Annotated in this window: 10 protein-coding genes and 1 riboswitch; of the genes, 4 read left to right on the forward strand and 6 right to left on the reverse strand. The window is 69.5% G+C overall.

The annotated features are described in order from the left end of the window. Positions 1-17 precede the first annotated feature (17 nt). From AK36_RS07600 to AK36_RS07620, 4 genes are all read right to left on the reverse strand, one after another. The gene (locus tag AK36_RS07600; RefSeq protein WP_014724604.1) at positions 18-806 is read right to left on the reverse strand and encodes an SDR family oxidoreductase; all 789 of its coding nucleotides are present in this window, start codon (positions 804-806) and stop codon (positions 18-20) included. Between the two features lie 505 nt (positions 807-1,311). After that, positions 1,312-1,899, reverse strand: a complete 588-nt coding sequence (locus AK36_RS07610; protein WP_011881519.1) for a phosphatase PAP2 family protein — start codon at positions 1,897-1,899, stop codon at positions 1,312-1,314. Between the two features lie 81 nt (positions 1,900-1,980). Continuing rightward, positions 1,981-3,297 (reverse strand): Nramp family divalent metal transporter, encoded by a 1,317-nt coding sequence (locus tag AK36_RS07615; protein WP_034194958.1) that lies wholly within the window; start codon positions 3,295-3,297, stop codon positions 1,981-1,983. Positions 3,298-3,351: 54 nt separating this feature from the next. Further along, positions 3,352-4,233, reverse strand: a complete 882-nt coding sequence (locus AK36_RS07620; protein WP_224019868.1) for a helix-turn-helix domain-containing protein — start codon at positions 4,231-4,233, stop codon at positions 3,352-3,354. A 436-nt stretch (positions 4,234-4,669) separates the two neighbouring features. Between AK36_RS07620 and AK36_RS07625 the strand changes: the two genes are divergently transcribed. Together AK36_RS07625 and AK36_RS07635 are read left to right on the forward strand one after the other, a co-directional pair. Beyond that, positions 4,670-5,590 (forward strand): LysR family transcriptional regulator, encoded by a 921-nt coding sequence (locus tag AK36_RS07625; RefSeq protein WP_014724599.1) that lies wholly within the window; start codon positions 4,670-4,672, stop codon positions 5,588-5,590. A 374-nt stretch (positions 5,591-5,964) separates the two neighbouring features. Further along, positions 5,965-6,366 carry an OsmC family protein gene (locus tag AK36_RS07635; RefSeq protein WP_014724598.1) on the forward strand — a complete coding sequence of 134 codons (402 nt, stop codon included), beginning with the start codon at positions 5,965-5,967 and terminating at the stop codon, positions 6,364-6,366. A 171-nt stretch (positions 6,367-6,537) separates the two neighbouring features. Here AK36_RS07635 and AK36_RS07640 read toward each other — a convergent pair whose 3' ends face one another. Then, entirely contained in the window at positions 6,538-7,419 is an 882-nt protein-coding gene (locus tag AK36_RS07640; protein WP_045578197.1) for a Dyp-type peroxidase, read from the reverse strand. A 519-nt stretch (positions 7,420-7,938) separates the two neighbouring features. Here AK36_RS07640 and AK36_RS07645 point away from each other — a divergent pair. Then, on the forward strand, positions 7,939-9,801 hold the full coding sequence (locus AK36_RS07645; protein ID WP_045578198.1) for an ABC transporter ATP-binding protein: 1,863 nt from the start codon (positions 7,939-7,941) through the stop codon (positions 9,799-9,801). A gap of 137 nt (positions 9,802-9,938) precedes the next feature. Continuing rightward, a complete protein-coding gene (locus AK36_RS07650) occupies positions 9,939-10,652 on the forward strand; it encodes a riboflavin synthase (RefSeq protein ID WP_011881512.1) in 714 nt (237 codons plus the stop codon). A 77-nt stretch (positions 10,653-10,729) separates the two neighbouring features. Here the strand turns inward: AK36_RS07650 and AK36_RS07655 are convergent, their stop codons facing one another. Beyond that, a complete protein-coding gene (locus AK36_RS07655; protein WP_011881511.1) occupies positions 10,730-11,971 on the reverse strand; it encodes a voltage-gated chloride channel family protein in 1,242 nt (413 codons plus the stop codon). Between the two features lie 80 nt (positions 11,972-12,051). Next, positions 12,052-12,157: riboswitch (Fluoride riboswitch) on the reverse strand. Positions 12,158-12,170 lie beyond the last annotated feature (13 nt).

The following is a 12,170-nucleotide window of genomic DNA, read 5'->3' on the forward strand; positions in this document are numbered from 1 at the left end:
TGGTTGGTCGGTGCGCGTCACACCGCGCACATGCCGCCGTCGAGCACGAGCTCGGCGGCCGTCATGAAGCGGCTCTCGTCGGACGCCAGATAGACGGCCGCATGCGCGACGTCGTCCGGCTCGCCGAGGCGGCGCAGCGGGATGCCGCGTGCGAGCTTGCGCGTCGCGTCGCGCTCGCCGAGCGACTGGAACAGCGGCTCGACGATGCCCGTGCGAATGAACGCCGGGTGAATCGAGTTGCAGCGCACGTCGAGTTCGCGGCGCGCGCAATCGATCGCGACCGACTTCGTCAGCGACGCGACCGCGGCCTTCGACGCGTTGTACGCGGTGAAGTCCGGCTCGACCTTGAACGCGGCCACCGACGAGATGTTGATGATCGACGCCGCGCCGCTCGCACCGAGGTACGGCAGCGCGTGCTTGCAGCCGAGCACGATGCTCTCGACGTTGATCGCCATCACGCGCCGCCACTCGTCGAGCGCGATCTGCGTCGGCGCGCCGATCGATCCGACGCCCGCGTTGTTGACCAGCACCGACAGGCCGCCCAGCGCCTCGTCGGCCTGCGCGAGCAGCGCCTGCCAGCGCGCCTCGTCGCGCACGTCCTGCGTCGCGGCGAACGCGACCGGCGCCGCGTGCGCGGCGTTCAGCTCGGCCGCGAACGCATCGAGCGCCGTGGCGTCGGCGATGTCGGTCAGGAATACGCGCGCGCCCTGCTCGACCATCCGGCGCGCGATCGCGCGGCCGAGCCCGCCCGCGGCGCCCGTGATGAAGGCACGCTTGCCGGCGAGGCGTGAAGAAACGACTGTCATGGAACCTGCTCCTATCGTGATGGGCCGCGACGGCGGCTGCCGCGCGCCTGTCGGCGCTCGCGCGGTGTGCGAGTATAGCGAGCCCGCGTGGCGGCGTCGGACGAACTGTCCGGCGCAACCGGCCGCGCCGGGGATGCCCGAATTTCACGCGCACGCGGCGCTCGGCGTGAAGCTGATGCCGCACGCGATCGCCTGCCGATACAGCTCATCGCCGCCCGCAGCGACGCGCCCGCCCGTCGCTGCCGGCACCGCTCGATCGAACGCCAGCGTACGCGATCGCCGCCGATCGATGAAATGAATATTCGTAATACCCGGTCATCGACGGGATTGATGAGCGCCGCGCCCCTGGCCGGCGCGCGCGACAGGTCGCCGCGCACGGCGCTGGCGCACGCACGCGGGCCGTCGACGACGAAATGGCAAGGCGAGGAGGAAGCAGGCGTTGCAGCGCGACCGCGCCACGCGCGCGGCGGCATCGGCGACCGACGCGCCGCGCCGGCCGCGCGCGTCAGGCGCCGTTGCCGGCGCCGCGCACGAAAGCGCAGAACTGCGGGGAATGGGTGTCGATCATCTGCTGGAACGGCGCGCGGTGCCCGTACGCGATGCTGGACACGAGCAGCAGGCTGACGGCCGCGATGCGCGGCGAGAACGCGCGCGGTTGCGCGTCGCCGTACGCGCGCAGAAAGGCCAGCGCGACTGCCGCGCCGAGCAGCCAGCCGGCGACGACTTCCGGAACGGTATGCGAATGATCGAGCACGCGCGCGATCGCCGTCACCGCGCCGACGGCCAGCCCGGCCGCGACGCCGGGCGCCTTGCCGGCGCGAAACCCTTGCCACAACGTCGCCAGCGCGACCGTCCACACCGACGTCGACAGCATCGTATGGCCGCTGATCACGCGGAAATCGAACTGCGGGATCTCGATGCCGCACCCCGCATAGAGGATCTTGGTCGCGCCGACCACGCTCATGCCGGCCGCGAGCAGCGCGACCCAGCGCACCGCGAGCCGCCAGTCGGACAGTGCGAGCCAGATAGCGCAGGTCAGCGCGACCGGCAGGGTCAGCGCGGCGTCGCCGATGTTGCTGATTTCACTCCACATGATGGACGTCGAACGGCTAGCGAAAGGCCGCAGTTTAACGCATGCACACAGCGCGGCCGTTTCAGCCTGTGACAGGCTGTATCAGCTTGCGACGCCGGTGATCAGCAGCAGATTCGTGCCGCCGATGACGGCGAACAGCGCCCACGCGAGCGCCTGCATCCCGCGGCCGATCGCATGCTCGCCCATCGTGCCGCGATCGCTGACCGAGCGGATCAGCGGCCACATCGCGAACGGCAACTGGAGGCTCAGCACGACCTGGCTCCATACGAGCAGCTGCCCGACCGACCCGTCGCCGAGCCACAGCACGCCGATCAACGCGGGCACCAGCGCGAGCCCGCGGGTGATCAGACGCCGCTGGTAGCACGGGATCTTCGTGTGCAGGAAGCCGTCCATGATGACCTGGCCGGCGATCGTGCCGGTGAGCGTCGAGCTTTGCCCGGATGCCAGCAGCGCGATGCCGAACAGCAGCGCGGCCGCGCCGCCCGCGATCGGCGTGATCAGCCGGTAGGCCTGCTCGATGTCGGTCACGTTGTGCTGGCCGGTCGCATGGAACGCCGCGCCCGCGACGATCAGGATCGCCGCGTTGACGAGCATCGCGACGAACAGCGACACGCAGGTGTCGATGCGCACCAGCGCGAGCGTGTCGCGGATCAGCCCGCGCGCGCCGCCGACCACGTGGCGCGTCTGCACGACCGACGAATGCAGATAGAGGTTGTGCGGCATGATCGTCGCGCCGACGATGCCGAGCGCGAGCACGATCGCATCCTTGCTGTCGTGGCCGGGGTTGCCCGGCACCAGCCCCTTCGCGACCGCATGCCAGTCGGGCGGCGTGATGGCGACCTGCGCGACGAAGCAGAACGCCATCGTCGAGATGAGCCCGAGCACGATCGCCTCGATCTGGCGCACGCCCTTGCCCTGCAGTCCGAGGACGATCATCGTGTCGAGCGCGGTCAGCACGATCCCCCACGCGAGCGGCACGCCGAGCAGCAGCTTGAACGCGAGCGCGCAGCCGAGCACTTCGGCGATGTCGCACGCGATGATCGACACCTCGGCGGTCAGCCACTGCACGAGGCGGCCGACGCGGCCATAACGGTCGTAGCTCGCCTGCGCGAGATCCTTGCCGGCGACCAGACCGAGCCGCGCGGCCAGCATCTGCAGGAAGATCGCGGCGAGACTCGAGAACGCGACGACCCACAGCAGCGAATAGCCGAACTGCGAGCCGGCCTGGATGTCGGTGGCCCAGTTGCCGGGGTCCATGTAGCCGATCGCCACCAGCAGGCCCGGGCCGAAGAAGCGCTTGAACTTCATCCAGCGCGACGCGCGCGCGTCGATCGTGATGCTCCCCTTTACTTCCGACGGACAGAACGGGGCGGTGGCGGTGGTGGGAAGCAAGGGCATGGACACGGGCGATCGGCTGGGCAATCCGGCCATTTTACGGTCACCCCCCGCTTTTTACCGCAGGTGTGCGCGCGCCGCCGGGCCGGCCCAGTCGCCGGCCGCCGGCGCGGGCCGGGATGCGGTGCGCGCCTCGGGCTGCTGCGCGCCGTCGATCAGCAGCCGCTCGCGCTCCGCGATGCGGAATTCGGTCGGCGACACCAGCAGCCGCTGACGAAACAGTTTCGCCAGACGCTCGCCGCTGCCGAACCCGGTGCGGCGCGCGACCTTGTCAGCGGGCAGCGTCGTATGGACCAGCATGTGGCACGCGCGCTCGAGCCGCACGTGCTGCACAAACTCGGTCGGCGTCACGCCGATTTCCCGCTTGAAGCGCCGCAGGAAATTGCGCTCGCTCATCGCGGCCGTGCGCGCGACGTCGGCGATCGAGATGCGGTTCGCGCTGAGCGTGCGCAGCCGTTGCGCGGACATCCGGATCGACGGGCTCGCGCTCAGTTCGCGGTAGGCCCACATCGACTGCGTATAGCGTTGCTCGACCGGACGCATGAAGTTGTCGGCAATCTGCTGCGCGGCGCCGTCGCCGAGATCGGCGCGGAACATGTCGAGCACGACCGCGAACACGTCGACGGCGCCGGCCGGCGGCTCGATCGTCGCGGCCGGCCGGCGCGTGCCGTCGGCCGCCTGCGCGCGCGCCGCGTGCATGAGCGGCGGCGCCGCGGCGAGGCCCGGCAGATCGACCGCGTCGGCGATCCAGCGCGCCTGGCGACGGACGTCGCCGAGGCGCTGCTGCAAGGCGGCGTCCCAGTTGATCGTCACGCGCTCGCCATGAAGATGCAGGAATGCATACGCGCTGCGGCCGTGCTCGTCGTCGAATGCGTCGGCGGCGATCCTCACGCCGGACGACGACTGCAGCAACCCGCCGCTTTCGGACACGTACTTCACCTCATAATCCGCGCCGAGCGGCTGCAGGCGATTCGCCAGATTGAAAGCCTCGCCGAGACGCGCGGCCTGCGCCAACGAAAACCCCGTACTCAAATAGACAACTACGCACCGCTGATCTGCTGCTTGCACTGGCAAGGCCCCCGGACTGTTTCGACTTCTGCCGATACCGTCGAACTGTCAGGCTTATATTTGGTGTGGATGCGTGCGACAGGACGGCTATCTCGAAATATGAAGCGACGGCATCGTAGCCGAACGATCCGATTCCCGCGCGCCGGTGGCCGACCGCGACATCATGATGGCGGATTGATACAGGCTGTGCCGCGTGACGGCGCGGCAAACGGCGCGCCGCCGGGCCGGCCGGCGCATGCGCGGGTGCGCTTGGGTTGCCGCCGCATCCTTTAGAATCGCTGCACCGCCCTCTTCGCCGAGCTCGTCCTTGCCCGCCGATCATCGTCTCGACCTGAACCTGTTCCGCGTGCTCGACGCCGTCTACGTGCATGGCGGGATCGGCGCGGCCGCGCGTGCGTTGCACCTGACGCAGCCGGCCGTCACGCACGCGCTGAACCGGTTGCGCGCGCATTTCGACGATCCGCTGTTCGTGCGGCAGGGCAACCGCGTCGTGCCGACCGAACGCACGCGCGCGGTCATCGCCGACGTGCAGCTGCACGTCGCGGGCCTGCAGCGCGCGGCCCGCGATCCGTCGGCGTTCGATCCGGCCACGCTCGAGCTGAGCATCGCGATCGGCATTCGCGACGTGCTCGAATCGATCGCGCTGCCGCAAATCGTCGCGGCGTTCGCGAGCGACGCGCCGGGCCTGCGGTTCGTGAGCCGCCGCGTCGCGCTGTCGGAGATCGAACGCGAACTCGCGTCGGGCAATCTCGATCTAGTCGTCGATCGCCGCGTGCAGACCGGCCCGCGCATCGCGACCGAGCATCTGCTCGACGACTCGCTCGTCGTCGCGATGCGGCACGATCATCCGCTGATGCGCGGGCCGCTGCGGCGCAGCGACTATTTCGCGGCGCGGCACGTCGCGGTGTCGTCGCTCGGCGAGCCGCAATCGCTCGACGTGCTGCTCGGCAACGACGGGCGCTTCCGTCACATCCAGCTGATTTGCCAGCACTACTTCGCCGCGTGCCAGATCGCGGCGGCCGGCGACCTGCTGCTGACGCTGCCGCGCACGTATGCGCTGCGCATCGCGACCATGCTGCCGATCGCGGTGCAGCCGCTGCCGCTGCGGCTCAAGCCGTTTCCGCTGCTCGCGTACTGGCACGAATCGCGCGAGACCGACCGGGCGCATCAGTGGGTGCGCGCGCGGGTCGCGGGGTTGGTGCGGGAAATTGCGGGGGGTGCTGTGTAGCGGTGCGTGGCGCTGCGTGGCGCTGCTTGGGCGGTTGACGCGGTCAGTGCTTTTGATGTGTCCGGTGTGCTCGATGCGGTTGATGTGCTTGATACGCTGATGCGGTCGATGTGCTCGACGCCTCCGACGCCTCCGATGTCTCCGACGCCTCCGATGTCTCCGATGTCTCCGATGTCTCCGATGTCTCCGATGTCTCCGATGTCTCCGATGTGCTCGATGTCCCGATACGCCCACAGCACTCGACGCCCCCGGCGATCGCGACCCGCTCTCCCCGCAGCACGCTGCGCACGCGATGTCGGCTGAGACGGTATGCTGACGAGCCCTTTGCCGCGCCGCGTCGCGGCCGTTCCCATCCCGATCTTGGGAGACTCGCCATGTCGCTCATCCACGCTGCCGCCACGCTCGCCGCCGACGCCCCTGACTACGTCGTCCAGTTGCAAGCCGGCACGCATGCGCTGACCGGCGACGAGGCGCCGCGCGAAGGCGGCCAGGGCGTGGGGCCGGCGCCGTTCGAACTGGTGCTGGCCGGCCTCGCGCAATGCACGGCCGCGACGCTGCGCATGTACATGCAGCGCAAGACGTGGCCGGCCGCGCGCATCGACGTGCGCACCGAGCTGCATGCGGATCGCGAAGGACAGCAATACGTGCGCCGCGTCGTGACGCTCGACGGCCCGCTCGACGACGCGCAGCGCGCGCGCCTCGCCGAGATCTGCGAGAAGACGCCGGTCACGCAGTTCGTGAAACGCGGCACGCGCATCGAAACGACGCTGAACTGACGCGCGCCGGGCCGGGCTGAGCTGAACGGAGCCAACATGCCCTGCCACGCAGCGCACGGCCGCGCCCCCAACACCTCCACGCCGCCCGCCACGCGAACGCGCGCCATCAAAAAACGGGCGGCCCGCGCAAGATGCGCGGCCCGCCCGTTCACTCCGCTGCTACCGCGCTGCTTACAGCCCGAGCGCCGACAGGTCCAGCTTGCCGTCCTTCACCGGCGGACACCAGAAGTACGCGCCCGTCAGCGGCTGCGTGAAGCGGAACAGGCCGTCGACGATGCCATCGTCCGCGCCGCACATCCGGCGCATCTGCACGTCGAACGCGCGCAACGAACAGCCGAACGCAACGAAGTAGAGCCCGGCGCGCCGCGCATCCGCCCACGGCGACGAGCGGCGCAACATGAACGCTTCCGGTTCGAAGCTCTCCTGCGCGGTGCGCTTCACGTGCGCAAACGCGGGCGCGTCGTCGATCTCCTCGTTGTCCGAGCGGCGGCGGCCGACGATGTGATCCATGTCGCCCGACGCGATGCGCTCCATCCGGTCGAAGTCGTGCAGCCATTGCTGAACCGCGACGAAGCTCGAGCCGTCCAGGCCCGCGCCCTGCCCGGCCACGACGGCCGCGGCCAGCGCGTCGTCGCCGGTCGGATTCTCGGTGCCGTCCTCATATCCCGACAGGTCGCGATCGCCCGAATAGCGGAAGCCGTCGACCACGTCCTGCAGCGCGAAGGCCGGCGCGAGCGCACGCTCGATCGCGCGCGTGCGCAGCACCAGCTCGCCGCGATCGTCGCCGCGCAGCCACACCCACACGTCGGCGGGCGTGACGGGCAGCGTGCGGTCGTTCACCGCGAACGCCGGATATTCGGTCAGGCCCGGCACCGGGCGCCCGAGATGCGCGGCCAGCGCATGGCCGAAGCCGGCGACCGCGCCGCGTCCGTCGACGAGCTCGCGCAATGCCCGCAGCGCCGCCGCGACATTGACGTTGCTGGAAATCGTGAAAGTGAGGTATCGGGCCGCCGCATCGATCGGAGCCAGAATGCCTTGCTGAACGTCGCTCATCGTTTCCTCAGGAATGTATCGGGGTGAATCGGCCGGGCCGCAGCAGCCGGCGCAACCGCAAAGTTTAATCGATGCGGCCCCGCGCTCCGCGCAGCGCAGCACAGCGCCGCGCACGAAACGGGGCCGATACGTACCGAAACGTATCGAAGCCTCCGACGCGCCGCATGCCGCGCGTATCGACGCCGCAACGCGCATTCGTCAGACATTGCGGCGAGCCGAACACTGCTGCTAGAATCGATCCACGCTTTTTCGGCGTCCTTTTTTCTTCATTTCAACCGTTCGCTACAGGGAGGTGCAGATGTCACGAATGCCAGCAGCCTTCCCGAACGTGGTCTCGCGACGCCGCTGATCCTGCGCGTCGCACGCGCCGGCTTCCGGGTCCGCTCACCCGCCGGTCCGCGCATTTTCCCGACAGCCCGTTGTTCGTTTCATCCGCGCCGTGCGCGCGGGTCGGCTGTCGCGTTTTCGACGTTCTCCGAACCGGAAAGTCCCGACGCGCGACGCGCCGGGCAACGATACATGACCAGAAAAACCACCCATTCGGGCGGCCACGCATTCCGGGCCGTCTTCGGCTTCACGTTCCGCTACTGGCGCCGGCAGCCGGTACGCATCGCCGCGATCGCGGCGCTGGCGCTGCTCGGCGCGCTCGCCGACGTCCTCACGCCGCTGTTCGCCGGCCGCCTCGTCGATGCACTGTCGAGCGGCATGACCGAGCGCACCGCCGCATGGCGTTCGGCCATCACGGCGTTCGGCACGCTGGCCGGCCTTGGCATCGGCGCGACGCTGCTGCGCCAAGGCGTCTACCTGAACATCATCACGCTGACGCTGAAAATGATGAGCGAGATCGCCGCCGCGTCGTTCCATCGCGTGCAGCGCTTCTCCACCGACTGGCACGCGAACAGCTTCGCCGGCTCGACCGTGCGCAAGATCACGCGCGGGATCTGGGCGCTCGACCTGCTGAACGACACCGTGCTGATCGCGCTGCTGCCGTCGGTGATGATGCTGGCCGGCGCAACCGTGCTGCTCGGCACGCACTGGCCGGTGATGGGCTTCGTCGTCGGCGCGGGTTCGCTGCTGTATATCGCGGTGACGGTGGCCGTGTCGCTCGGGATCGTCGCGCCGGCCGCGCGGCTCGGCAACATGTGGGACACGCGCATGGGCGGCGCGCTCGCGGACGCGATCAGCTGCAACACCGTCGTCAAGGCGTTCGGCGCGGAAACGCGCGAGGAAGCACGCCTCGCGCGCGTGATCGGCAAGTGGCGGCAGCGCACGCGCCGCACGTGGGTGCGCGGCACGCTCAACGGCGGGCTGCAAGGCGCGATGCTGGTCGCGATGCAGGCGGCGATGATCGGCGTCGCGCTGCGGCTGTGGGCGAACGACGAGGCGAGCGTCGGCGACATCGCGTTCTCGCTGACGATGTTCTTCATGCTGCAGGGCTATCTGCGCGACGTCGGCATGCACATCCGCAACCTGCAGCGCTCGGTCAACGACATGGAAGAACTCGTCGCGCTCGAGCGCCAGCCGCTCGGCATCGAGGATCGCCCCGGCGCGCCCGCGATCCGCATCACGCGCGGCGAGATTCGCTTCGAGCACGTGACGTTCCGCTACGGCAACCATCCGGTGTCGCTCTACGACGACTTCTCGATGCGCATCGCGCCCGGCGAGCGCGTGGGGCTCGTCGGCCATTCGGGCTCGGGCAAGACGACGTTCATCAAGCTGATCCAGCGGCTCTACGACGTGTCGGGCGGGCGCATCACGATCGACGGGCAGGACATCGCGCAGGTGCAGCAGGAGTCGCTGCGCAGCCAGATCGCGATCGTCCAGCAGGAGCCGGTGCTGTTTCACCGCACGCTCGCGGAGAACATCGCGTATGCGCGTCCCGACGCGAGCCGCGCGGAGATCGAACGCGCCGCGCGGCTGGCCAGCGCGCACGATTTCATCGACGCGCTGCCGGACGGCTATGACACGCTCGTCGGCGAACGCGGGATCAAGCTGTCGGGCGGCGAACGGCAGCGCGTCGCGATCGCGCGGGCCTTCCTCGCCGATGCGCCGGTCCTGATCCTCGACGAAGCGACGTCGAGCCTCGACAGCGAAAGCGAAGTGCTGATCCAGCAGGCGATGGAGCGCTTGATGGTGGGGCGCACGACGCTCGTGGTCGCGCACCGGCTGTCGACAGTCCGCGCGCTCGACCGGCTGCTCGTGCTCGAGCGCGGCAAGGTGATCGAGGAAGGCGACCACGATACGCTGATCCGTATCCACGGCGGCGTCTATCGCCGGCTGTTCGAGCGGCAGGCGCTGGAGCTCGCGAAGGGCCTGATCGATGCGCCGCCGCGCACGCTCGGCGACGGCGCCGAGTCGCCGGAGCACCGGGCGGCCGTGTAACGCGGGCAGGCCGGTCAGCGGCCCGACGGCGCGGCGGCGGTCCGCGCGCGCGGGCCGCGCCGCCGACCCTGCTCGCGATGCGGGTTCCCGCGATCACTTATCATACGGACCAGGCAATTCGCGACGAAAGGCAGATCATGTTTACAGGCATTGTTCAGGGTGTTGGCGTCATCAAGGCCATCGAGGACCACGGCGAGCTGAGGACGTTCAGCATCGAATTCCCGGAACGCTTCACCGCCGACATCGAGATCGGCGCCAGCGTGTCGGTCGACGGGGTGTGCCTGACGGTGACGACGATCCATTCGCCGACGCTGATCGACTTCGACGTGATGCTGCCGAGCCTGCGGATCACCACGCTGGCCGAGCTGGCGACCGGCGCGCGCGTGAACGTCGAGCGGGCCGCGAAGGACGGCGCGGAAATCGGCGGGCATCCGCTGTCCGGCCACGTCGACTTCACGGGCACGGTCCTGCACATCGCGGCGTCCGAACACAACCGGATGATCCGCATCGGCGTGCCGGCCGAGTTCAAGCGCTACGTGTTCGCGAAGGGCTATATCGCGATCAACGGCTGCAGCCTGACCGTGGCCGACGTCGACCGCGCCGCAGGCTGGTTCGAAGTGTGGCTGATTCCCGAAACGCGCCGCGCGACCACCTTCGATGCGAAGGGCGTCGGCGCCAAGGTCAACATCGAGATCGAGCGCAGCACCCAGGTCGTGGTGGACACGATCCGCGAATCGGTCCAGGAGACGCTCGGCGAGCTGACCGGCATCGTCACGACGCTGCTGGCCGACAAGGGCGTCGATATCGAGGAACTGCTCGCGCGCAACGTCGCGAAGCTGCCGAAGCCGTAACGCGCGCGGCCGCCCCGGCGAGCGTCGGCGGCGGCATCGCGTCGACACCTGACGGCCGGCCGCCCGCCGCGCCGACGTCAGTCGATCTCGACCTGCGCGCCCTTGCCCACCGCGATGCGCTGCGCGCGGTAAATGCCCGCGTGTCCCGAGAACAGATACGCGACCACGCACGCGACGATCGCATACACGCCGAGATCCGCGCCGAACAGCTCGATCGCCATGATGGTCGACGCGATCGGCGTGTTGGCCGCGCCGGCGAACACCGCGACGAAGCCGAGCCCCGCGAGCACCGGCACCGGCAGCGCGAGCACCTGGCCGAGCGCGTTGCCGAGCGTCGCGCCGATGTAGAACAGCGGCGTCACTTCGCCGCCCTTGAACCCGGACGCGAGCGTCACCACGGTGAACGCGAACTTGCCCGCGAAATCGTACGCCGGCAGCGGCCCGTGGAACGCGGCCTCGATCGTCGGAATCCCGAGGCCCAGGTATTGCGGCACGTTCAGCACGGTGGCCGCGACGGCCACCATCGCGCCGCCGAGCACCGGCTGCAGCGGCGCGTAGCGCACCACGCGCCGGAACCAGGCGGTCAGCGCATGCGTCGCGAACGCGAACAGCCGGCCGACCACGCCGAACGCGACGCCGGCGACGACCGTCGCGGCCAGCCCGGTCGCCGACACCGCCGGCACCGACGCGATCGCATAGACGGTGTGATGCACGCCCCACGCGCGGCACACGACGTCGGCGACGATCGACGACGCGACGCAGGTCAGCAGCGCGTCGTAGCGCAGCCGGCCGATCGCCAGCACCTCGAGCCCGAACACCGCGCCGGCCAGCGGCGTGCCGAACACCGACGAGAAACCGGCCGCGATACCGCCCATCAGCAGCACGCGCCGATGCTCGCGGTCGAGCCGGAACAACTGCGTGACGCGGTCGGCGAGCGCGCCGCCCATCTGCACGGCCGTGCCCTCGCGGCCGGCCGAACCGCCGAACAGATGCGTGACGACGGTCGCGGCCAGCACGAGCGGCCCCATCCGCTTCGGCACGAGCGCCTTCGGATCGTGGATTTCGTCGATCAGCAGGTTGTTGCCGCGCGCGACCGACTGGCCGAAACGGTGGTAGACCCAGCCGGTCGCGAAGCCGGCGGCCGGCAGCCCCCACAACAGCCACGGATGCGCGATGCGCGTGCCGGTCGCCCAGTCGAGCGCGATCAGGAAGAATGCGGAAGCCGTGCCGGCCAGGATGCCGAGCAGGGCCGACAGGGCGAGCCAGCGGCACACGTAGCGCACGGTCGCGAAGAAATCGGCAGAGGTCGAGAAAAACATGATTTCCAGATTCGACGGAACATCAAAACCTGGGCGGCAGAATGCCGCAATGGACGGCCTGCGACCTCCTGACGACCCAGGAACACGCAGGCATCATCAGCCGGGCTCACCGGCGGTTGAGGGCCGACTCGCGCGCGCAACGCGCCGTGATCGACCGCAGGGAGGCATGCCATCTCCGCAGCCGGCGATTGTACGCGAT

It is taken from the genome of Burkholderia vietnamiensis LMG 10929 (genome assembly GCF_000959445.1).
GTDB lineage: Bacteria > Pseudomonadota > Gammaproteobacteria > Burkholderiales > Burkholderiaceae > Burkholderia > Burkholderia vietnamiensis.